We start from the raw sequence: 25,031 nt of genomic DNA on the forward strand, positions 1-25,031 counted from the left end.
GGCACGCGTGGCGCCCGGCACGGCCGTCGTCCGTGCACGGGGCGCCCGCCGGGCCCCCGAAACCCCGTCCGGCACCAAGCGGCAGGAGAGCGTCCCATGGCCGGTGAGAAGGCCGACGTCAAGCATTTCGACCTCAAGCAGATGGAGTACTTCCGGGACAACGAGGTACAGCCCGTCTACACCGCCGCGAAGAAGCACAAGGAGGAGGGCGACGGGTCCCACATCCGCCCGCTCGGCCACCTCATCGACGGGCACACCACGCCCGACAACCTCGCCCAGGACAAGCAGCTCCTGCGCATCGGCAGGATGGTCACCGAACCCCTGGTCTCGGGACCGAAGCTGATCGAGGACATCCGCACCGCGGCAACGGCCATCGACAAGCTGCTCGGTGACCAGATGGACCTCTTCAAGGAGTTGAAGGAGGCCCTCACCGAGACCATCGAAGAGGCCAACAAGACCAAGGACAAGAACCTCGACGCGATCGACGCGCAGACACTGCTCCAGACCTTCGACGAGGTCGACACCCTGACCGCCGGCGGCACCGGCGATCCGGACGACGAGTCCTGACCAACCGAACAGAAAGGGCGCCAGGTGGCCGATCGGTACGATCCCAACTCCGTCGCCAACCTCGACAAGTTCGACAACGCCGGCGATCCGTCGGGCGACACCTGGGCCACCCTGGTCACCCACATCACCGGCTATCCGGTGCCAGACCGAAACACCGTCTTCGACACGCTGCGCTCCGAACACGGCGGCAAGCTGTTCCGGATGGACATCCCCGAACGCAGCCTCTCCCTGCTCGTCAAGGACTCCGGGTTCCTGAGGAACAAGGGCGAGGACTACGACATCTGGTTCTTCGACAGCGGCAAGAAGCGGTCGATCATGCAGGCCCGGATCGTCTTCGAGGGCCGCGTGAAGGACGGCGAAGAGATCATCTTCGCCGGTCCGGGCTCGGACAACGTCCATGACGCACAGGTCCGTGAGGGCAACGAGTTCACGGACTACAACAAGGACAAGATGAGCACCATCCCGCTCGCCCGGTACATGAACGGGCCGCGGGCGGCGCTCCTCGCCCTGCTGGGCGGCAACACCACGGACGCCCGGTTCAGCAACCTGGGCGTGCCCGGGGCCGACGTGGTGGACCTGAACTCCTTCAACACCACAGGCGAGTCCTTCGACTTCGCCGCCAAGTTCTTCAAGGACCACGCGGTGGTGCTGAAGGACTGGGAGGACCGCTTCGGCCGGGACGACGCCAGCTGGAAGGGCGAGGCGGCGGAGGTCTTCCGCAGCCTGCTGAAGAAGATCCGCGAGAACTACGACAACTACGTCGAGACCTTCAACTCCAGCCCCGGCTCCGGCGACGAGACCGGCACCGGCGGCACCGTGTACTCGAAGGCCCTCTCGCTGGGGCGCAAGTACCTGGAGGACGCGGCGACCAAGCTGCTGGAGGCCTGGCTGGCCTGGGCCAAGTCCCCGTACTACGACCCCCACCAGGTGCTGCGTTACGTCCTGGACGACCTCGCCCAGTGGGTGGACGCGAACAACGTCGCCAAGACGGACATCAAGTCGTACACCTCCCGCTACACCACGACCGTCAGCCACAGCCCGCACGCCGACTTCACCCAGGTACACCCCGAGTACGGCGATCTCACCGACATCGCCAACTGGGCGAAGGTCGGCGACAAGGCGGTCAAGATCTGGAGCCAGGGCGTCGACGAGTTTCTGGGCAAGCCCGCCGCCCAGGTGCAGTCGAACCTGAACAACCACTTCCTCGACCTGGGCGACGACTTCTCCGACAACGTGCCCAAGCCGAAGTCGACCAGCACCGCCTCGGAGGAGTACGAGGAGCGCAAGGCCGAGCAGGAGCGGGAGGAGATCAACCGGCAGAACGAGGAGAACAAGCGGTACCAGGACGAGCTGCGCGAGGAGCAGAACCGCCAGCGCGAGGAGGACAAGAAGTACCAGGAGGAACTCCGCGAGGAGCAGCGGCGCCAGCGCGAAGAGGACAAGAAGTACCAGGACGAGCTCCGCGAGGAGCAGGACCGCCAGCGCGAAGAGGACAAGAAGCTCCAGGAGGAGCTGCGCAACGAGCAGAACCAGCAGCGCGACGAGGACAAGAAGTACCAGGACGAGCTGCGCGAAGAGCAGAAGCGTGAGCAGGAGGAGGCCAAGCGCCTCGCCGATGAGCAGACCAAGGCCATGCAGGAGAGCCTCGGCGGCATCAACGACCCCAACGCCCTGTCCAACACGGTCACCGAGAGCCTGGGCGACCTCACCCCCCTGAACATGCAGCAGGCCTTCAGGACCGAAGGGCCCCCGGCCACCACGAACCTGGGCAACCTCGGATCGCTGAACAACGGACCGGGCGGGACGAACAACAACGCCGCCAACGACGCGATCACCGAGAACCTCGGCAGCCTCGGCGGCCTGAACAGCGGCGGCTCCCTCAAGTCCCCGACCGGCAGCAACACCCAGCTCGACGGCGGCAAGCTCACCACCGACTTCCCGGACGGCAGCAGCACCTCCTTCGATCCGGACAGCGGGCTGCTCACCACCACCCACCCGGACGGCAGCGTCACCACGCAGGATCTGGGCGACGGCACCCGGGTGACCAACCCGGACGGCTCGGTCACCTCCCTCGGCGACGACGGCAAGCTGACCACCACGTTCCCCGACGGCACGGTCCAGACCGTCGATCCCACCACCGGTCAGGCCACCATCACCGACCCGAACGGCACGACGACCACCCAGGACCTCGGCAACCTGGGCAACCTCAACGGCCAGAACAGGCTCGGAGACCTGGGCGACCTCGGCGATATCAACACCGACCTGCCCACCGAGTCGGTCGGCGACCTGGGCAACCTCGGAAACCTCAACACCGATGGTTCCGGCCTTCCGACCCCGACGGGCGGCAGCACCAGCCTCACCGGCGGCGACATCGCCACCGAGTTCCCGGACGGCAGCAGCATCAAGTTCGATCCGGACAGCGGCCTGCTCACCAGCACCAACCCGGACGGCACCACCACGACCACCGACCTCACCCACGGTGCGACGGTGACCAACCCGGACGGCTCCATCACCCGCCTCGACAACGGCCAGCTGACCACCGACTTCCCGGACGGCAGCAAGCAGGTCATCGACCCGGACACCGGCATCGCCACCGTCACCGACCCGCAGGGCAAGACCGAGACGGTGAACCTGCACGATCTCAACTCACGTGGCGACGTGGACCGTTCGGACATCCTCGACGGCCTCGGCGCTGCCGCCGGCGCGGGCAGCCCGCTCGCTCCCGCCGCCACGGCCGGGACCCCTGGCGCGCCCGGCATGCCCGGCAGCCCCGGTATGCCGATGGGCGGCGGGGGCATGGGCGGCATGGGCGCGGGCGGCGACAAGGGCAACGGCGAGCGAGTGCGCGCCGTCCTGGTCGACGCGGCGGAGGAGAGCGAGCGCCGCAACCGCCGGCGGCGCAGCCCGTGGAACCGCCAGGAGGACGACGACACCTTCCTGGCGCCGGCCTCCCGGGTGGCGACCACCGGCGGCGACTCCCCCGAGGAGGAGACGGAGCCGGGCCGCAGGTCCACCAGCAGCTCCGCCGACTACCTGGAGGAGGACGCGGACGTGTGGGGCACCGAAGAGGGCGGCACTCCGGCCGTCATCGGCCGGTGAGCACCGTACGGCTTCGGTGTGACCAGCGCGCGGAGACGAACACCACGCGGCTCCGGCTTCCACAGGCGGGGCCTCACCAGGCAAGATCAGCAGGGCAGTTGAGGGACCGGCAACCCGGCCGGGCGTTCGGAGACCGACTCACAAGGCAGGAGCGGGCGTGACGGAACCGCTGGAGAAGCGCCTCGAAAAGGCCATGGCCGAACTCCAGGCCGCCCAGGAGGCGGTCGCGCGCACCGAGCGCGAGCTGCGGCAGGCGTCGTTCGCGGTGCTCTCCTCCGACCGCGCCGTCCGCGCCACCGTGGGCCCGCAGGGCGAGCTGTCCGGGATCGAGTTCCTGGAGAACAAGTACCGCGACATGTCGCCGCAGGAGCTGGCCGCCAGCGTCCTGGAGGCGGCGAACGCGGCGCGCCTGAAGATGAACCGGCATGTCATGAAGGCGATGGCGCCCTTCGCGGAGCCCAGCAGCAATGTGCCGGAGCTGAAGGGCTTCGAGCTGGACTGGGAGCGGATCTTCGGCCCCGAGGTGCTGCGCGACGACGACGAGGACACCGCCCGCGACGGCCAGGCGACTCCTGCCTGGCGGGACGCGCTAGGCGAGGACGGGGAGGACTGACGATGGGACAGCGCTACTACGTCGACCCGCAGCGCATCGAGGCCCTGGCCAGGCAGTTGGAGGAGATCGGCACCCTGGCCACGAGCGTCACCGAGGAGTTCCTCGACGAGCTGTTGCCCACGGTCAGCTGGCCCGGCACGGAGGGCGAGTTCGCCGAGAAGGCAAGGCCCCAGGAGCAGAAGGAGCGGCAGACCACCAAGGAGACGATGATGTCCATCCGCGACGCGCTCGTGGGCATCACCGACGCCACGGTCAGCCAGGTCCGGATGATGAAGGGCACCCGCGACCGTAACCTCGAGGACATCGAGCGGGGCAACAACCGCCTGAACAACAACGGGTTCAACGGCGACGGCCCGGGCGGGCATGGCCGCCGCTGACCTCCGTACCGCCGGCCGCTCCCGCACCGGACCGGGAGCGGCCGCTTCGTCCTGCCCGCACGGCCCCCAGGGCGGCAGCCGGTGAGCATCAAGGCATCGCCCGAGGTCAACGCGATGATCTTCATCCTCACCGGGGAGAAGCTCATCGACGCCGACGAGGACCTGGCTTTCGACAGCCGCAAGCCCTACTCCGGGCTGGGCCGCAAGCTGGACCGGATGTCCGCGCTGATCGACAAGTCGATCCACGACATCGCCGAGGTCATGCCGGACGACCTGTCCAAGTCGTACGCCAAGGCGATGGGCATGCTCATCGACGACGGCGGCAAGAACTACCTGCGCGACTTCGCCGAACAGCTCGACAAGATCGCCGAGGGTCGGCGCAAAACCTCCATGGACATCATGGAGTCCAAGTGGCAGGTCATCGCCGAGGTCATCCGGCTGCTCATCGAGATCGCCATCTACCTGGCGATGTCCTTCTTCACCGGCGGTGCCTCGGCCAGCCAGATCATGATGGCCAAGCTGCGCAGCCGGTTCCTCATCCTCACCACGCTCACCCATCTGCTCCAGCGGCTGCACATCGCGCCCTCGCTGACCGAGGCGTTCGCCGAGGCGTTCACCACCTTCGCGGTGCGGCTGGCGATGATGAACTTCGCCCCGGACGGCCGGCGTCCCGACGGCTTCGACTGGAACGACATCCTGAAGTCGGCCGCGTTCGGCGCCGCCGCGGGTTTCTTCACCAGCATCTTCGACAACTTCGCGAAGAACATCGTCAAGAGCTACGACAACAACTTCCTCAAGAACGGGCCGGACCTCGACTTCAAGCCGCCGCCCAACCCCAACCTGCGGAACACGCCCGACCTCGACTTCAAGAACAACAGCCCCAACCCCAAGCCGAACCCCGACCCCGGGCCGGGCCCGAACAACCGCCCCGACCCCAACCCGAACGGGAACGGGAACGGCCCCAACGTCACCAACAACACGCCGGTGACGTTCCGCAACGACCCGCTTTCCTTCCGGAACAACCCCGACCTGTGGCGGAACAACCAGCTCCTGCGCAACAACGCCGACCGGCCGGGCGCGCTGGCCGGGCACTACGGGATCAAGGGGACGGCCGACTTCCTCGCGGCCGGCGCCGGCGAGTCGGTCGCGGAGATCCTGATCAAGGGCGCCTTCGACGGCGACTGGTCCACCAGCTGGTCCACCTTCGTCGGCGCGGGCGTCAGCAGCCAGGTCGAGTCGACACTCACCGACGGCGCCCTGAACAGCGGCGCCGAACTGCGCCACGTCATCGACAAGATGCGCAACCAGCCGCCGACGGTCTCCTCCGGTGACACGGGCGACACCGGCGACACCCGTGACTCCGACACGCGGGACTCCGCCGACTCCTCGCGCACCCAGGACGGCGACGGACCCGACCGCACCGGCGGTCCCGCGACCACGGACCTCACCGGCGGCGCAGGCTCCCCGCGCACGTCGCCTCAACCCGACTTCGCCGAGAACCCGCCGCCGTACTCGACGCAGGATCCGCCGTCGTACACCACCCAGGACCCGCCGCGGTACTCCCCGGGCCCGCTGCCCGCGACCTCCGCCGAGAACGCCCTGTGGCAGCAGGTCCACCACGGCCCCGCCGAGGTCCGCGAGCAGGCCCTGCGCGACCTCGCCGACCTGCGCGGCACCCCGCCGCCCGGCAGCACCGAGGTCGACGTCCGCGACAGCGTGCACAGCAACCTGTCGCAGCGGCCCGAGGTCCGGGTGGTGCCCGCCGGGAACGGCCCCGGCGTCGAGGTCGACGCCGACAACGTCCGCCGCGCCCTGGACGGCTTCGGCACACCGGTCACGGTGGACACCCCGCTCACCGTGGAGGGGGCCCCGGAGAGCAACGTCCAGAACTCGCCGGATCCGGGTGCGGCAGCCGAGCAGGACGACCGTACGGCTCCGATGCCGGGCCAGGTGAACAACGGTCCCGTGGCCTCCAACGGCTCTCACAACTCCAGCGCTTCAGGGACGGGTACGGGCACGGGTACGGGCGCGGGCACCGGCGGTCGACCGGGTGGCGCACCCGTCGCCGGAGGCACCCAGGGGCCCTCGACCCCGCAGTCCCAGGACACCCGTACGCCCGACGGCACGGCTCCGGTGGACGGTTCTCAGACAACGACGGACGACTCCGCCCAGACGTCGCAGTCGCCGGAGACCACGCCCTCGCCGGAGATGTCTTCCGCTCCGGATACCTCGTCCTCTCCGGAGTCCACTCCCTCTCCCGAGACCTCGCCCTCTCCGGAATCCACTTCCCCTTCCGAGACCTCGCCCTCGCCCTCGCCGGAGTCCACTCCCTCTCCGCAGACCGTCGACTCGTCCGACAGCACCGTCACTTCGGACTCCACCGACAGCGTGTCCACCCCGGACGGCGACATCACCACCGCTCCGCCGAAGGTGAGCACCACCGGCTCGTATGCCGACACCGCCGACGCCGCCGGCGTAAGCGACACCAGCGGTGCAACCCACGCACCGCCCCTGACGATCGTCGTCTCGGAGACACCGCCGCCGGGGGAGGGGGCGCCGGAGGCGGCCGAGCTGCTGGACCGGGCCGGGACCGACCGGGCCGTGGTGCTCGGGCCGCAGGTCACGCCGGACGGGACCGGCCGCCCGGTTCGCGCCGCCGTGGAACTGACCCGCGAGGGACCGGGCGCCCCGGTTCGCGTCCGGCCGCTGACCGGCCCTGCGCCCACCGTGACGCCGGACGGCACCACGGAGACCACGGAGACCACGGAGACCACGGATGTCCCCGCCACCGCCGAGACCGACTTCCCCGGCGCGGACGTACTGCTGCCTCTCGCCGACGCCCTGGGCCCGGCACCCCGCCCTGTCACCGAGAGCTCGCCTCCGCCTCCCTCGAAGGTGCTCACCGAGTCCACAACCCCCGTGCACGACAACGGAGTCGACCCCGATTCCAAAGTCGTCATCACGACCACGACCGCTACCACCGAACCCCCCGCGGCCAAACTCGATACCCTGTCCCGCCCCTGGACCGAAACGGCCACCGACCTGCACCTGGAGTCGGGCTCCGGGGTGAACAGCCGCCAGCGTCCCGGCCCGTCCGGACCCTCGGTCAGCACCGGGCGGACGTGTACCGCACGCCCGCGAGCCGGCCGTCACCACTCTCGACGGCCACACGGTGCCCCTCGCGCAGCTGCGGCGCTTGGTGCCGGACACGTCCGTGAAGCCCCAACCCGGGCGTGCGGTACAGACGTTGACCATCTCGCAGAGCCCCGCCGAGGACGGTACGTCGCACAGCGTGGCCCGCCAGGCTCTGCTCGGCCAGGACACCTTCCGCGGTGTGCGCACCACCTCCCGCCCCCTCGCCCCGGAGACCAACTCCGTCCAGTCCCCGCCGCGTACGGTGTTCACCGGCCCGCCGGTCGCGCTGCCCGGTTCGGGAACCGAGCGGGGCGCCGACTACTTCACGGGGCACGGCACCCCTCGTACCGTCACACTCGGCACCGACGACGCGGCACGCCCCACCGTGAAGGTCAGCGGTGTGCAACTCGGCGAGGTGCTCAAGTCCTGGGCGCAGGAGGGCGATCAGGACCGGCCGCTGGTGCTGTTCTCCTGCGAGACCGGCCGGCAGCCGCAGGTGGCCGGGCTACCGGTGGCCCAGCACGTCGCCAACCGCACCGGACGGCAGGTGTACGCGCCGACCACCGAAGTGGGCACGGCCCGGGACGGCAACGGCGACGTCCGCCCGGTGCTGACCGAGGGTCCGGACGGGCCGGGACGCTGGCGGCTGTTCACCCCGGAGCCCGACGGCGCCGACCTGGACGGCCTGGCTCGCGACGCCGGCCTGCACACGGGCCCCGAACCGGCCGACGCCTTCGCCCGGGCCCGTACCCTCCAGCAGATCCGCACACTGCGGGACGCCCTCGGCCCGGACGCCGAACAGCAGCCGGGGAACCGGGAGTTGCTCGCCGGGCTTGCTTACGTGGACGGCTTGCGCTGGCTCAGCCCGGACACCGCCGCCCGTTACGGCGACGGCCGGATGACTCCCGACCTGCTGCGCCGGATGGTCACCGACCGGCCCGGAAGCACCGTCGATCCGGCTACGGGCCCGACCGCCGAGCAGTACACCGACTTCCTGCGCGCCGCGGCCGAGTTGCGCTCCATCGCCGGGCCGGACACCACGCTGGACGCCCTGCTGCCCCCGCCGCCGCCCGCGCTCCCGCCGAACACCCTGGTCTCGCCGCAGGACGTGCGCGGTCTCTCCTACGTGCCCTCCGCGCAGATCACCTGGTCCCTCTCCGACACCCCGCTGCTGCTGTCCGAGCTGGCACTCAGCCCCGAGGACACCGCCGAACTCGCCCGCCGCAGGCCCGACCTGGCGCCCGCGCCGAGCCGCCCGGAGAGTCTCGCCGAAGACGTGGCCGTGCTGAGCAACGGCGCCACCACGCCCGGCCCGACGGACACCGTGCGCGCGGGCGGCCGGAACTTCAGGCGGCTCGACACCCCCGGCGGCGGGAACTGCCTCTTCCGGGCGATGCTCGACAGCGCCCGCAGCCAGGACATACCGCCCGCGTGGGCCGCGCGGAACGTCGCCGGGCTTCGCACCCTGCTGCGCGACCGGATCACCGGGTCCGAACTGGCCGCCGCGGCGGCCGAGGCCACCCCGGACCCGGTGCTCGCCGTGGTGGACGACCTGCGGATGACCGCCGTCGCCGGAGTGCGGGACCCCGACGCGCGCGGCCGGATCACCCAGCGCTGGAACCGCATCGCCCAGGCGGTCGTCACCGACGGCGACGCCCGCCAGTGGCGGCGCATCCTCCGCGACAGCGGTTACCCGCAGCTCGCCGGAGTGGCACCGACCCCCGCCGACGCGCGGCGACTCGGCACCGAGGCGCTCATCGCCGCTGCGGCCGAACTCCCCGGGCTGTGGTCCTCTCCCTTCGCCGACCTGCTCCCGCAGGCGCTGGCGCACACCCTCGACCTCGACCTGCGCCTCGTCCAGCCCGACCCGCACGCACCGGCCAACACCCACGTCACCACCCTCCACCCGGGCGGCCGGGGCGGCACGCTGCACCTGGCCTACAACGGCAGCGACCACTACGACGCCCTGGTTCCCGCCACGGCCCCGCTCAATGCCGTACCGGACGACACCACCACTGCGGCCACCGGGGACCCGGCCACCGAGGAGCCGGACGGCTCCGACCCCTTCAGCGAGTGGCTGCGCGGCATGGGCGGGATCACCGATCTCGACCGCCCCGACACCGAGACCCCCGACCGGGGCGACCCGGTGCCGCTGGAGACCCAGCTCGAACGGCACCGCCCGGCACGCCTGTTGACCGGCCAGGACGCCCCACCGCCCGGCCCGGCACCGCGCACCGTCACCTTCGAGGACGGCAGCAGGCTGCCCACCGTCCTGATCAGCCCCGACGCCGATCCGCACGACGGGAGTCCGGACTCCCGCACGGACGACACGACCCCGCACAGCGCCAGGACCGGCCTCTTCGCCGGCCCCGGCGTCCTTACCCTGCGCTCACCCGAGCAGGTTGCCCAGGAGATCCTCGGGAATCTGCCGAAGAAGCTGCGCTCCCAGTTCGACGAAGCGGAACTGCTGCGCCTGCTGACCGACCAGCCCGGCGCCTTCACCGCCCCGCGCGGCGCGCGCTTCGTAGGCCGGGAGAAGTCAGGGGTCGGCCACGAGATGACCGTCGAGGCCATCCCGTACCACCGCTGGGAACGCTTCTCCGACGTGGACGGCGGCACCACCCGACTGGACACCATGCGGCGCGGCCAGGCCGGTACGGGTGGCGGCCGCAGCGTCGGCTACGGGCGCCGGATCGCCGCCGCGCTGAGCATGGGCCCGCCCCTCAACTGGCTGCTGAAGATCGGCGTCTCGCTGGGCTGGACCCGCCGGACCGACTACTCCCTGGGCACCCAGGCGTACCACCAGACCGAGCACCGCGCCCACGAGGGCTCGCACCTGCACCTGGACGATGTCCACTACCGGGTGCGCGTAGAGCGGGTTACGGAATCGCCGAACACCACCGGCCCGAGGACCACCGCCGCCCCGGACAGCACCGGCCCGAACACGACCGGCCCGGACGGCAACCCCGCCGAGCAGCCGGCGGCCGCCCCGCCCGCGCCCGGCCCCCGCTGGCAGCGCAGCCCGGTCCACACCGCGGAGTTCGCCATGCGGGACGGGCTGAGCTGGCGGCTGCCGGACGACCTCACCGTGCCCTTCAAGGGGCCTCGGCGGGCGCCCGAGACGCTCACCTTCCCGGACGGGGTCGAGCCGCGCGTCACCGACACCACCGGACTGCATCTGCCGGACCCGCCGGAGGACGTCGCGCTCGCCATCTCCGGTGCACGGCCCGGCAGTTCGGCGCACCGCACCCTTGTCTCGTACGTCCGTCCGGGGCGGCTGCTCGCCCTGTTCGGTCGCTTTTCCGGGCCGGTCAGCGGACCCGAACTGACGCGGGGGAGCGGCCAGCACCCGCTGGGTCACCTCGTCGTCGAGCGGTCGATCCCGCATCGCGCCACCCTCGTCACCGAGTCGGTCAAGGCGGAACTGCGCGACCTGACCCAGACCACGTACCAGAACGAGCGCGGCCACGTCCGCGACACCCGCTTTGGCGTCCAGGTCACCGCCGGCCCCAACTACACCCTCGTCGGCCCGGAGACCGACGTACGACTCCAGGGCGGGCCACTGGTCCGCACCGACCTCAGCACCGGGCGCGGCCACTACCTCGGCACCGACGCCGCCCGCAAGACCACCGGCCGTGTCCGCAACCACCCCGTCGCGCTCTACCGGGTGGAGCGCACGCTGATGGTGCGCAAGGCCGGCGAGCCGTCCTCCGCGGCCCGCCCGGTCCGGGTGGTCAGCCTGGACTGGATCTCCACCCAGGACGCCCGCCGGCTCGCGGGCTGGGACAGCCGTACGCCCGGCCGGACGGGTCCGAACCCGGACGCCGAGCCGCCGGTGCCCTGGTACCTCACCGTGGAGAACCCGGTACACCTCAGCGGCCAGGTCCGCGCCGAGGGCTTCCGCCCCGACCGCGCGCAGAACTCCGTACCGAATCAGAGTCAGGATCAACCGAACCAGGCTCAGAACCAGGGTCAGGATCAGGCTCAGAACCAGGGCCAGGATCAGAACCAGCAGCCGGACCCGACACAGAACCAGGACGGGCAACCCACCCCCCAGGACCCCCTGCGCGCCTTCGCGGACGCCGTCCTCGACACCCTGCACCGCTCCTACCCGTCGCTGTTCGTCCCGCCCCTGATGCTGCGGCACCCGCGACTGGCGAAGTTCTGGTACGGCGACGGGCGGATGCGGACCGCGCTGCACAACGACCGCCAGGTCCGCGAGGCGCTCAACCGGCCCAGCCTGGCGCAGAGCCTGGACGACCTGACCACCACCGGGGTGCCGGTCACCCTCACCGAGGACGGCAAGGTGCGCCGCGGCCACCACACGCTGATCCTGCGGGCGAGGCTCACCGACCGGCGGTTCGAGACCACCATGAGCGAACGTTCGCTGCGCAACGCGGTGATCGGCACCGAGGTCTCCGGTCAGGGGCAGCAAGCGTCCAGCACGCTCTCCGCCGGTGTCGAGCTGGGCATCTCACCACGCGACCACGACAAGGTGCCCGAGGCCGGGCTGCCGCGCCAGACCGGCAACGTGTCCCTGGGCGCCCGCTACGCCAAGACCGACCAGAAGGCCACCCGCAGCACCGTCGCGGTCAACCACGACCACCTGATGTTCCAGAACGGCGCCGACCTCTACAGCTACCAGGTGGAGCTGGGCGCCACCTTCGAGGGCCATCGCCGCCCGCGTGGTTGGGCCCGGCTCGCCTCGGTCGGCCTGCTCGGCGCCGGCGTCTTCGTCAGCAAGGTCGAGGAGCGCCCGCTGTTCGGCCGGGGGAGTGAGACGGTGGGCCGGGTGGAGCTGGCCGTGCCCATGGCGCACGGCTCCGACCGTCACGGCCCCGCCGACCCGACGCCCACGGGGCCCGCCCCCGCCACCGACCCCGCACCGCAGCGGCTCTCCGCCACCGAGGCCGACCAACTCCTCGACGGCACCCGTCCGTTGCCGAGGGCGGACTCGGCCGACCGGCGGCTCGTGCGGAAGCTGCTGAGCGCCCCGCACGTGGTGCTCAGCACCGAGGGCGGCACGCAGCGGCAGCAGCTCATGCAGGACACCGCCGACCGTGCCTCGGGCACCTCCTGGCACGTCAGCGCGCCCGGCGCCCCGGTGCGCGGCGCCCTGCGACGGGCGATGGCGAACCTCCATGTGGCCGGTCAACTCGGCCAGTACCTCGGCCCGTTCGGCTCCCGCATCACCGGACTCAATGGCGCCGGACCGTTCCAGACCCACTACCTGAAGGCCGCGATCCGCGGCGAGCTGGACAACCTACGGGTCAAGAGCGACCCGAAGCCGGCGACCCTCGAAGCCACCATCGGCAACGAGCACCGCGTCGCGGGCAGCGCGAGCACCGTCTCGCGCACCACCGTCGGCGTTCAGGGCGCCGACATGCCGCTGCAACAGGCCCCGGGCGGGCCGGCAGTGGTCGGCTCCTACTCGACCGCCCTCCAGTACGCCTGGGGCAAGGGCCGCGCCATCTCGCAGACCGTCACCCGGGGGCGCAACACCACCCTCAGCTTCGGCGGGCGGATGTACCTGGTGGTCGCCGACGCCGCCGAGACCGTCGCCGTACGGGACAACTGGACTGCCGCGATGGGTGCGATGGGCACCAAGGCCGGGGCCAGGATCAGCTCCGCGGCCGGGCGGCTGTCCGAGCGCCTCGGCCGTGGTCTCGCCCCGCGCCGGGCCGCCGCCGCGCTCCAACGCGTCCGCGACGCGGTGATGTTCCACCTGCCGATGCAGGACGTCATCGAGGCCGGGCTCGCCCCCGACGGCCTGGGCACGACCACCCCGCGCAACCTCGGCGGCGGCTACCGGCTGCCTCCCTTCTTGCGCGGCCGCCGCTTCCCCAGTCATCCCAGTGGCCAGCTCGACGCGAGCCACGCGGCGCAGCAGCTGATGGGGCGGATGAAGAAGATCGGAGTGTCCTCGCACGACCGGGAGCAGGTCCTCCAACGGCTCTCCCCGGACTTCCTGCGCGCCCATCTGCACGAGCTGACGACCGACGGGATGACCCTGCCGGTCCGCTACCGCACCTGGAGCAGCCCGACCCATCTGCCGGTCGGCGGCAGCCCCGGGCAGGTCCGGTTCAAGCTGACGCCGATCACCACCACCGTGGAGCGGCTGCGCACCGGCTACGAGCTGGAGGACTACCGCACCACCGCCCGCGACGACGCCGGTGCCTCCTCCCAGGACCGCGGCGGCGACGTGACGCTCGGCGTCGGCCAGCGCGCGGCGGACAGCGGCGTCCTCCTCGCCAACCCCTCGATCCAGGGCACCGCCGCCCAGGGGCAGTCGAGCACCCGGACCGAGACCACCGGCAACACCTCGATGCCGAACATCGCCACCACCCAGGCGCACGCCGAGATCGTCACCAGCTACGTCCTGACCGTCACGATGACGGACGCGACCGGCGAGGCGCTCTCGCCGCGGGCTGTCGCGTCCGTCGGCACGCTCAACGAGATCGTCCCGGCCGGGCTCCTCACCCCCGCCGGCGACGGCGCCGACGGCGCGCTCACCGAGGAGGACGTGCCCGAACCGGAGCGCGCGGTACGGATGCTGACGGCTGATCAGGCCCGCCCGGATGGCATAGCCACCTGGCGCGGCGGCGGCGCCGATGCCTCTGATGTGCTGCCCTTCGACGACCGCATCGGCTCCGGCATCCTCGCCGTGGACATCCGAGGCGCGGCCAACGTGCAGGACGCCCTGACCCTGGCCACGGCCCGCGCCGACGGCCTCGGTGACGGTGACCTCGGCACAAGGCACACCGGCAGGTCCCTCACCGAACGCGTCCGCATGGCCCGCCTCACCCCGCTCACCGGCCTCGGCACCGCCCCCGCGCAGGCCCAGCAGGAGGCCACCACCCAGGTCGGCCTGACCGCCGGCTTCCGCGAGGCGCTCACCGCGAACGGTTCACCGCTGCCCGCCCAGGCCTCCGCCCGCCTCTTCGGGCAGTCCCACACCGCCGACTCCCGGCTCTACGCGAAGATGCACCGAAGCGGCGCCCGGCTGCTCGCCGTCGAGAGCAAGCCGCGCATGGAGGCCATGCAGCGCTCGAAGACCTCCGACGCGCTGGAGGCCGGCATCACCGACAGCGTCGAAGGCGTCGTCGGCACCGCACCGTTGGCCGGCAACAGCAACGCGGGTGTCATGAACCCGGGCGCCTCCGTCCCGATCGGCGGCGCGACCGACGGCACCGCACTCAAGGGCACCGCGGACACCACCCTCGGCACCCACCTCAAGGTCGTCACCGACCGCAGCATGCTGTTCGCGGTGCCGGTGAGCTGGCTGTCGGTGGCCGAGGTGGACCACCGGATCACCGACAGCCGCCCGCTGCACGCGCTCGGCAAGGCCAAGCGGGGCCCACGCGCGGCCGAGGCGGAGACCACCGCCCTGGTCTGGCTGCGCGAGGACATCGCCCGCGACTACGGCCTCCTCGACGACACCTCGTTCCCCGACGAGGTCAGCGGGGCCTGGGACGATCTGGCCAAGGCGGCCGGCGACCTCGCCGCAGCCGAGAAGAACTACTACGACGCCCGGGCGCGGGCCCGCGAGACATGGCTGGACCTCAGCGCGGACGAACAGGCCGCGCTCGGCGACGACAATCCCGACCAGGCGACCGCCCTGCCGCAGGCCATGGCCCAGTCGCCGGCCGTCGCCGCCTGGCAGGCCGCCCGCGAAGAGGTCCGCCGCTGGGAGGGGTACACCGACGCCGCCGCCGCGGACCACCACCGGCTGCACCTCGCCGCCTCCCGCCTCACCGCCCACCACCAGGGCCGGGCCACGATGCCGGTGCCGGACCGGCCGCAGGAGTACACCGAGCCGGACTGGCGCTCCGAGGCGCCCGAGCCGTACACGATCACCGACGGCGCCGACTCCGCGCCGCGCACCCTCACCTCGCCGGACGGCACCACGGTGCGCGAGGTGCACGACATGCCGCACGACGGCGCCTCGTTCTTCCACGCGGTCATCGCCGTCGCCCAGGACCGCGGCCGGCTGCCCCACCTGCTCGGCACCGACCTCGCGGCCCGGTTCACCGCCGCCCCGGGCGACCCGGCGATCACCGAACGGGCCGTCCGGGCCGCCCGCAATCGCCTCGCCTGGGAACTGGGCCAGGACGGCAACGAGGACCTGCTCGACTCCCTCGCCCTGGACGCCGAGGACACCTTCACCCAGGACGAACTCGACTTCGCGCAGGTGCGGTTGACGCCCGCCCAGCAGGCCGAGTTCGACGCGCTCGGCCGGCTCCCGCAGACCCTCTGGCCGACCCCGGCCCAGCGGGTGGCGCTGGCCACCGCGGCCATGCTCCGCCCGTTCACCAGCGAGCCGCAGCCGGACGCCACCGCGCAACCCGACGGCGAACCGGCCCCGCCCGAGCGCCGCGCCGGCGACCACGGCGGCGCCGACCTGCTGCCCGCCCTCGCCGCCCGGGTCCTCGGCACCCCGGTCACCGTCGTGACGGGTGAGGGCCGCGAGCAGCGCTTCCTTCCGCACGGCACCGATCCGGCCGCCGTCGCCCCGGCCACCGATCCGGTCCTCTTCGCCGCCGACGGCTTCTTCCACGCCACCTTGCCGCCCGGCACTCCGCCCCCGGTCGCCACCCCGCTGCCGGCGACGACGACCACGGCCGACACCGACTCGGACGCCGGGACCTCGGACACCGACGGCACACGCCCCGCGCCCGCGCACCGCAGCCACGCCACCCCGCCCTGGCACCCGCCCGCCGAGAGCACCGGCCCGCGCTACGGTCTCGACCGCGACGGCGTCCTCACCGCACCGGACGGCGCCACCTACACCCAGGGCACCCCCACGGGCCGAGGCAACGGCTTCTTCGGCGCGCTCTCCTCGGCCCTGCAGCACGCTGCCCAGCAGCCCGGCCTGGACCGCCACGAGGCGAGTCGACTGCGCCTGCGCGCCGGGGCACCGCCAGCCCAGCTGATGCGCCTCAACGGCCTGCCCGGTGCTCCGGCCGAGCGTGAGTCGCTCTTCACGCCGCCGCCCCTCACACTCCGCCGGGGCGCGCCCCCGCCCAGCCGGGACGCCCGCGACGGGCACCTGCGCCGGCACCTCACGCAGGCGCCCTGGAGTCCTGGGGCCGACCGCGCGGTGGCCGAGTGGGCCGCCGCCGCGACCGGTACCACCGTCACCCTGATCGAGGAGAACGGCACCGCCCACACCTACCCCGGTCCGTCCGGCGAAGCCGGCCCGCACCTGCGGCTCCGCCGCCGCGGCGGCGACTTCGTCCCCCTGATCCTGCGCACCCCGGCACCCGAGCCGGCCCCGACGCCGCAGGACCTGGACCCGGCCACCGTCCCGTTGCCCGTGTCCCCGCCGGCCGGCCCTGGCCCGGGCATGCCGGGCGAGGAGGAGGCGTACGAACTCAGCACACTGTCGGGAGCCGGCGAGGCGATCGACGTGGGCGCGGACTCGGACGTCGAGATGGACCTCGACTCCGGCTCCGAGAGCGAGCAGGCGGCCGTCCTGACCGGCCCGGAGCACGAGTTCGCGGCCGAGTTCGCCGACCTGCTGGACGAGCCCGAGCTGCGGGCCGACGCCCTGCTGGACGTGGTGCGACGGCGCAACGCACGACTCGGCGGCTTCCCGGACGTCGCGTTCGACAGCGCGTTCACCGAGCACGCGGGCATCGGCGTGCCCGAGGCCCTGGACGCGGCGGAGCAGACCGGAAGGCTGGCCCCCGAGGAGTACGAGCAGCTGCGGGAAGCGCTCGGCCTCGGTACCGGCGGCCCCTTCATCCAGACGCGCCCGACCGGCACCTCCCCACGGGACCGCGAAGTGACGCTGCGGATGCTGGACCGCGTGGCCCGCCTGGTGAAGGAAGTGCTGCGGAAACCGGACCGCCAGGCGGACGCCCAGGTCACCCCGCACATCGCCGTCGGACTGCTGCCGGACGGTTCCCTCGGCATCGCCGGCAACACCGGCACGAAGGCGCTCACGCCGGACGAGGCAGCCCTGGTGGAGGAGGAACTGCGCTGGTTCGTCTCCGGGCAGGAGCCGGGCGGCACCCGGCGGCAGCGGGAACTGGAGCAGTGGTCCAGGGACGAGGAGGCGCACCGGCAGTGGTCGGCGCGGCTGGACCAGGAGCAGCGCGAACTCGACCAACGGTCCCAGGAACAGGCGCAACTGCGACCGCGACTGGAGGAGCAGTACGAGTCGGGAGTGTGGGACGACGGGCTTCAGCAGCAGTGGGACACCCTGCTGGACGACGAAGCGGCCGCCCAGCAGGAGCAGGAGCGCCTGACGGCGGACCGGCAGCAGTGGCGCCGGGACGAGCGGTGGCTCGCGCGCAGGCGGCCCGGTGTCGCGCGGGACGTGCGGGACCGCACGAAACTGCGCGCCCTGGCCACCGGCTGGTATCGGCTCTACCACCCGGAGTCGCCCGAACTCGACCTCGTCAAGCGGGCGTTGGCGAGTCCGCGCCTCCTCAACGTGGCGGGCCGGGACGGTACCCCGGCGGCCGGATCGTACGGCTCCGAGCACGGCGAGCTGACCCTGCTCGGGCACTGGGTCGAGCACTGGGAGAACAACCCCGGCGACCCGAACGCCCCCCAGACGCTGAACCTGGGCGGGTTCAAGATGGCCTGCGCCTCCTGCGACCTCGCCTACCAGGCGGTCAACGAGCACGTCGGGAACGCGCTCGGTCACCAGGTGCAGGCGTCCGGCACTCACGGAATGTTCTTCCCCGGCTGGCGGATGCCGCAGTGGATGCGCCGGCGGCCCCAGCTGATGCAGTACATCAGGGACAACGCGGAGAACATCGGCGCCTACCTGGACCAGGCCGGGGTGCTCCAGGGCGCCAGGACCGAGAACGCGAACGCGCAGTATCCCGCCGGGTCCTCGTCGGAATACGAGTCCGGCGAGGACGAGATGGACACGGACGCGGTGCCCGGCTCCCCGGCACCGGGCACGGACGCGGTAGGCCCGCGCCTGCCGCAATCTCCGTCACTCACACCGGACGAGCCTGCCGCCACTGCGCCGGTCCCGAGGGGCCCGCGCGACAACCGGCCCCGTTTCGTGGTGCGTTCCGGCTTCGACGCCCGCCGCTTCTCATACGAAGGCGAGCCGGTCACCGACCTCACGGTGCGCCTCGCGATCCGAGGCCAGGAGGGACAGGCGGCACACGTACGCGGTCAACTCGACGCAGGTGTCAGTGAGTTGCTGAACGACCCGGCCTACCGCCTGCCCAACGGCGACCGTCTGCATGTGACCGTCGAGCACGTCGACCCCGCCGATTCGCCTCACCTGACCGTGGATCTGGCGGACCGGGACAGGGCGATGGACCAGACGACGTGGTGGGCGGATGCGGCCCCGGCCCATCTGGTGCATGAGCTGACCCACCAGCTGGGTCTGCGTGACGAGTACCGCGACGCGGACTCCCCGCACCGCCCGCACATCCCCGGCAGCCTCCTCGGCGCCCTCGACGAGGAGCCCGAGGACTCCTCCCTCACCAGGGCCGGTCTGCGCGATCGGCACCTGGCACTGCTCGGCGCGCTGATCGGCGATGTGTCCCCACAGCCCGAGCAGAACGACCAGAGCTGGGAAGCGGCCCGCACCGCCACCACACCGGTGCCGCGCAAGTCGGTGTGGGTGGACCCGGTCTCCCTGCCCCGGTCTGCCGAGACCGACGTCCCGCCCCTCATGCCGCAGGACGCGACGATCACCCCCTTCAAGTCGGGCAACTTCGAGTTCACGAACCTGAAGCACACGAACGAGAAGTACCGCGACAAGGCGGTCCGGATCATCGATCTGCTGCGGAAGCACGACACGATCCGGGACTACATAGGCAACCGCCCCTGCCGCATCACCCTGCACCTGCGCACCACGGAGACCCCGGCCGACGTGATCGACCGTGGCGAGGCCGGCGTGGACATCAACCTGGCCAGCTACTACTTCGAGAAGTACGACATCGGCTATGTGATGGGCATGTTGGCCCACGAGATCGGCCTGCACCCTCTCGCCTCGCGGAACACGAGCATCCCGGACGAGGAGTCCATGTTCGAGGGTGTTCCGCTGGCCGTGCCGGGCCTGACGGACCTGAAGACGCCGCGCACGATGAGTACCGACGATGCGGGCCAGGCCGACCACATCATGGCCGCTTTCCCGAGCAGTACTCGGCACGGGATCTACCGGGACATCGTCGTGAAGATGGCGGGTGTGCTGGCCGAGGATGCGCGGGCGGGGGAGGAAGGCGCCAAGGCCAAGGACGTCACCGATCTGATCGACACCTATCTCATGGATCTGGCGACGATCGCGGTGACCAGCGACCGGSGCAAGGACGCGGCCTGGGAGCCTCGCAATACGGCGAAGGTCTACAACGCGTACAAGGAGATGTTCGTCGCTCAGTTGGCCGAGGACAGTCCGGTCCGCCCGCTGCTGCCGGCGGACAAGAGCTGGTACAACGTCACCGGTAACTTCCTCGGTCTGGGCTCCAGCTTCACGTTCAACAACCAGGGCGACAGCATCCAGACCGGCACCGACACGGGCGAAGCCCGCCCCCGGCTACCCCAACCCGGTACCGACACCGCGCCGCGGCCGAACCCCGAGCCGAAGCCGCAAGGCAGGCGCGACAGCCGCCCTCGGTACGTCGTACGCTCCGGCTTCGACGCCCGCCGCTTCTCGTACGACGGTGAGCCGGTCACCGACCTCACAGTCCGCGTCGCTCTCCGCGGCAGCGACGCAGAAGCGACCCACGTCTACGACCGACTTACAGCGGGCGTGCACGAGTTCCTGAACAACCCCGGCCACCGACTCCCCAACGGCGACCGCCTGCACGTCACCGTCGAGCATGTCGACCCCGCCGACTCCCCGCACCTCACCGTGGACCTCACCGGCCGGGACCGGGCCATGGACCAGAACACCTGGTGGACGGACGCCGCCCCGGTCCAACTCGCCCACGAACTCACCCACCAGCTCGGCCTGCGCGACGAGTACCGCGACGCCGACTCGCCGCACCGGCCTCATATCCCGGGCAGCCTGCTGGGCGACCTGAACGCACCCCCGGAGGACTCCTCCCTCACCGCCGCCGGCCTGCGCGGCCGGCACCTCGACCTCCTGGCCGCCCTCATCGGCGATGTGACCCCACAGCCCCAGCACGACGACCAGACCTGGGACGCGGCCCGTACGAGCACGACACCGGTGCCGCGCCAGTCCGTCTGGGTGGATCCGGTGTCCCTGCCCCGGTCGGCCGAATCAGGGACCGACGTCGCGGCCCGCACGCCGCAGGAGGCGACGCTCACTCCCTTCAAGTCGGGGAAGTTCGAGTTCACGAACCTGAAGCACACCAACGAGAAGTACCGCGACAAGGCCATCCGCATCATCGAGCTGCTCGGGGATCACCCGACGATCCGCGACTACATCGGCAACCGCCCCTGCCGCATCACCCTGCACCTGCGCACCACGGAAACCCCGGCCGACGTACGCGACCTGGGCGACGACGGTGTGCAGATCAACCTGGCCAGCTACTACTTCGAGAAGTACGACATCGGCTACATCATGGGCATGCTGGCCCACGAGATCGGCCTGCACCCCCTCGCCTCCCGGAACCCGAGCATCCCAGACGAGGAGGCCATGTTCCAGGGCATTCCGATCCCGGTGCCCGGGCTGGCAGACCTGAAGACGCCGCGCACGATGAACACCGACAGCGCCGGCCAGGCAGACCACATCATGGCCGCCTTCCCCAGCAGCACCCGGCACGGGATCTACCGCGACATCGTCCTGACGATGGCCGACATGCTGGCCCGGGCCGCGCGGACCGGCCTGGAGGGCGCCAAGGCCAAGGACGTCACCGACCTGATCGACTGCTACCTCATGGACGTCGCCTCCATCGCGATCACCAGCGACTACCGGATGAACGCGGCCAAGGAGCCCGGCAACACCGCCAAGGTCTACAACGCCTACAAGGCCCTGCTCGCCGAGCACATGGCCGAGGACAGCCCGGCCCGCCCGTTGCTGCCGGCGGACAAGGGACTGTTCGGCGTCGTGCGGGACTTCGCCACGCTTGCCACCAGCCTCGCGACCAACAACCGCGGCGACAGCATCCAGCAGCCCATCACGACCGACGAGGCCCGCCCAAGGCTCCCGCACGAAACCGACGCGCCCGCGCAGCAAACCCCGCCCGCCACATCCCAGTTGCGCGGCCCGCGCGATCATCGCCCGCGTTTCGTGGTGCGGTCGGGCTTCGACACGCGGCGGTTCTCGTACGAGGGCGAGCCGGTCACCGACCTCACGGTACGGCTCGCGATCCGGGGTCCGGAGGGCCAGGCCGCACACGTGCGCGGTCAACTCGACGCAGGAGTGCGGGAGTTGTTGAACGACCCCGCTTACCGCCTGCCCAACGGTGACCGTCTGCACGTGACCGTCGAGCACGTCGACCCGGCCGAGGACCCGCACTTGACGGTGGACCTGGCGGGCCGGGACCGGGTGATGAACCAGAGCACCTGGTGGGCGGACGCCGCCCCGGTCCACCTGGTCCATGAGCTGACCCATCAGCTGGGCCTGCGTGACGAGTACCGGGACGCCGATTCCCCGCACCGCCCCCACATCCCGGGCAGCCTGCTGGGCGATCTGAACCAGCCGCCCGAGGACGCCTCACTCGCCGTCGCCGGTCTCCGGAGCCGGCACCTGGCCCTGCTCGGCGCGCTCATCGGGGACGTGACCCCGGCCCCCGAGCAGGACACCGAGCAGCCCTGGGACGCGGCCCGCGGTGCCGCCGTATCGGTCCCGCACAAGTCGGTGTGGGTGGACCCGGTCTCCCTGCCCCGGTCTGCCGAGACCGACGTCGCGCCCCTGATGCCGCAGGACGCGACGGTCACCCCCTTCAAGTCGGGCAACTTCGAGTTCACGAATCTGAAGCACACGAACGAGAAGTACCGCGACAAGGCGGTCCGGATCATCGAGCTGCTGCGGAAGCACGACACGATCCGGGACTACATCGGCAACCGTCCCTGCCGCGTCACCCTCCGTCTGCGCATGACCGAGACCCCGGCCGACGTGATCGACCATGGCGAGGCCGGCGTGGAGATCAACCTGGCCAGCTACTACTTCGAGAAGTACGACATCGGCTACATCATGGGGATGCTGGCCCACGAGATCGGCCTGCATCCCCTGGCCTCCCGGAACACGAACATCCCCGACGAGGAAGCCATGTTCGAGGCCGTGCCGCTGGCAGTGCCGGGCCTGACGGACTTGAGGACTCCGCGGACCATGAGCACCGAGGGCGCGGGCCAGGCCGACCACATCATGGCCGCCTTCCCCAGCAGCACGCGGCACGGGATCTACCGTGACATCGTCGTGGCGATGGCACAGATCCTGGCCCAGGACGCGGCGACGGGGGAGGACAACGCAAGGTCCAAGGACGTCACGGACCTGATCGACTGCTATCTCATGGACCTCGCCTCGATCGCGGTCACCAACGACCACCGGATGAACGCGGCGACGGAGCCCGGCTACACGGCGAAGGTGTACAACGCCTACAAGGCGGCGTTCCTGGCCCAGTTGGCGCAGGATTCTCCTGTGCGCACCCTGCTGCCGTCGGACAAGAGCATGTTCGGCGTGATCAACGATTTCCGGCGCATCGGCACGTACATCGCGATCAACAACCGCGGCGACAGCATCCAGCAGACCGACGCGACCTGAGCCCACCTGTGGATCGGCAGCCGTAGCCGTTCCTGATCACGGGGGCGTGTGCGGGGTGGTCCCGGAGGCGCAATCGGCGTAGCTCGGCCGGGAGTTCGACCATTCGCCCGGCGAGGCGATTTCGCTCGCCATGTCCACGCGGTGATGCTGGTGCATGCCCGCGTCAACCGCGGACGGCGGGTGCCGTGGCGCGTCCACGAGGGGCGTGACGCGGTCTTCAAGGGGGAGATCCGCGTGAGCGTGGGCTTGAGGACGATCGAGCAGGTCGTGTCCCGGTACCACCCCGTCTTCGATGTACCGACCCTGCGGATGGGGTTCGGCCGGGACGGCTACGTCTATCTCGTCGTCGGGGGCCGGCCCGACGGCCGTGCGCTACGGCTCAAGCCGGACGGCTCGGAGCAGACCTTCGCCCGGGTCGGGTACGCGGCGCAGGCCATCACGGCCGACGCGCAGGGCGTCATCGCGACCGCCGACGCCCACTTCCCGCACCGGATCACCTTCTGGGACGTCCACTTCAACGAACTCGGCCACTACGACGAGTTCGCCGCCGACGACGACGTCGGCTACTACTCGCCGGGAGGCGTGGAGGCCGCCGAGAGCGGCGGGTTCTACGCCATCGACCAGCATGTGCGACGGGTGCTCAAGCTCGGCCCCGGCGGCGTCGGCACACGCATCCCCCTCACCGGGCTACCGCCCGACCTGCCCGACGCGACCATCTCGGCGAAGGGCCCGGTCGGTCTGCGTGTGGCGGAGGGCGCGGACCGGCTCTACACGGCGTGGCCGTCCAGCGCGGTGGTCCCCGGCGGGTTCATCAGCGCCGCCACGCTCGACGGGGTCCAGCGCTGGAGCACACCGGGCAGGGTCTCGGGCCGCACCCTCAGCGGCTTCGACGCGTCCGAGGACGGCCGCGTCCATGTGGTCTTCGACGGTGGGCGAGACCACAAGGTGGTCGTCTACGACAAGGAGGGCCAGCAGCGGCGCACGATCCCGATCGAGCCCCTCGGCGGCGACTACGTGGTGGAGGACCTGCGGATCCGTGACGGCAAGTACTTCGTGAAACGGAACGACCCGCGGTATCTGTTCGAGGTGTACGACGCCGCCGACGGGACACGCCTGGGCGCGGTGGACGCCGACGTCGAGAAACTCACCCTGGCGTACGGGTCGGAGCGGCACGACGCGGACGTATGGACGGCCGGGWCGCCGATGCCCCTGACCGTGACCCACAGCCCCGGCAGATGGGCGGACAAACCGCACTTCAGGGTGTGGTTACGACCCCTCGGCGTCCCGGAGTTCACCGAACTCCCGCTGTCCGACGGCACAGTCACTCCGCCCGCCGACGCCCGCGGGCTGTACCAGCTGCGGGTGTCGCCCGATGGCGCCGGCCGGCAGACCGAGTACGTCGTGGACGCCGTGGTCGAGATCCGGCCGCCCGGAGAGATCAGGGGTTCGCTGTCCCTCCTGACGTACACCGTGGACGAGAGCGTCGTGCCGCCGCCCCCGGTTCCCCGGCTGACCGGCAAGAACCGCTTCTACTACGGCCGGGGCGAACCCCTCCAGGTGAGGATCGTCGCCAAGTCCGCGCCGGGTACCCAGC

General features: G+C 71.3%; 10 protein-coding genes. 6 read left to right on the forward strand and 4 right to left on the reverse strand.

The annotated features are described in order from the left end of the window. Positions 1–96 precede the first annotated feature (96 nt). From EAO75_RS09045 to EAO75_RS09060, 4 genes are all read left to right on the forward strand, one after another. The gene (locus EAO75_RS09045) at positions 97–567 is read left to right on the forward strand and encodes a type VII secretion system-associated protein (protein WP_147994535.1); all 471 of its coding nucleotides are present in this window, start codon (positions 97–99) and stop codon (positions 565–567) included. A gap of 24 nt (positions 568–591) precedes the next feature. Continuing rightward, a complete protein-coding gene (locus EAO75_RS09050) occupies positions 592–3,666 on the forward strand; it encodes an AAWKG family protein (RefSeq protein WP_147994536.1) in 3,075 nt (1,024 codons plus the stop codon). A gap of 157 nt (positions 3,667–3,823) precedes the next feature. Beyond that, entirely contained in the window at positions 3,824–4,279 is a 456-nt protein-coding gene (locus tag EAO75_RS09055) for a YbaB/EbfC family nucleoid-associated protein (protein ID WP_147994537.1), read from the forward strand. 2 nt (positions 4,280–4,281) lie between these two features. After that, on the forward strand, positions 4,282–4,656 hold the full coding sequence (locus tag EAO75_RS09060; protein ID WP_147994538.1) for a hypothetical protein: 375 nt from the start codon (positions 4,282–4,284) through the stop codon (positions 4,654–4,656). A gap of 458 nt (positions 4,657–5,114) precedes the next feature. On the opposite strand, the gene EAO75_RS45655 is transcribed toward EAO75_RS09060, so the two are convergent. From EAO75_RS45655 to EAO75_RS45670, 4 genes are all read right to left on the reverse strand, one after another. After that, complete coding sequence (locus EAO75_RS45655) at positions 5,115–5,423, reverse strand: hypothetical protein (protein WP_187284356.1); 309 nt, start codon at positions 5,421–5,423, stop codon at positions 5,115–5,117. A gap of 324 nt (positions 5,424–5,747) precedes the next feature. Further along, on the reverse strand, positions 5,748–6,104 hold the full coding sequence (locus EAO75_RS45660) for a hypothetical protein (RefSeq protein ID WP_187284357.1): 357 nt from the start codon (positions 6,102–6,104) through the stop codon (positions 5,748–5,750). A 30-nt stretch (positions 6,105–6,134) separates the two neighbouring features. Next, positions 6,135–6,632, reverse strand: coding sequence for a hypothetical protein (locus EAO75_RS45665; RefSeq protein ID WP_187284358.1), 498 nt, complete (start codon positions 6,630–6,632; stop codon positions 6,135–6,137). 168 nt (positions 6,633–6,800) lie between these two features. After that, positions 6,801–7,445: a hypothetical protein gene (locus tag EAO75_RS45670; protein WP_187284359.1), complete on the reverse strand. Its 645-nt coding sequence runs from the start codon at positions 7,443–7,445 to the stop codon at positions 6,801–6,803. 458 nt (positions 7,446–7,903) lie between these two features. Between EAO75_RS45670 and EAO75_RS45675 the strand changes: the two genes are divergently transcribed. Together EAO75_RS45675 and EAO75_RS09070 are read left to right on the forward strand one after the other, a co-directional pair. Next, entirely contained in the window at positions 7,904–23,437 is a 15,534-nt protein-coding gene (locus EAO75_RS45675; protein WP_187284360.1) for a hypothetical protein, read from the forward strand. A 144-nt stretch (positions 23,438–23,581) separates the two neighbouring features. Beyond that, positions 23,582–25,031 (forward strand): hypothetical protein (locus tag EAO75_RS09070; RefSeq protein ID WP_147994539.1); only part of this gene is annotated, 1,450 nt, incomplete at its 3' end.

The organism is Streptomyces sp. UW30, from assembly GCF_008042075.1.
Lineage (GTDB): Bacteria > Actinomycetota > Actinomycetes > Streptomycetales > Streptomycetaceae > Streptomyces.

What these genes read in the sequence shown, in the direction of transcription:
- EAO75_RS09045 (WP_147994535.1), top strand. Translation starts at nt 97, where the DNA reads ATGGCCGGTGAGAAGGCCGACGTCAAGCATTTCGACCTCAAGCAGATG.
- EAO75_RS09060 (WP_147994538.1), top strand. Translation starts at nt 4,282, where the DNA reads ATGGGACAGCGCTACTACGTCGACCCGCAGCGCATCGAGGCCCTGGCC.
- EAO75_RS45655 (WP_187284356.1), bottom strand. Translation starts at nt 5,423, where the DNA reads ATGTTCTTCGCGAAGTTGTCGAAGATGCTGGTGAAGAAACCCGCGGCG.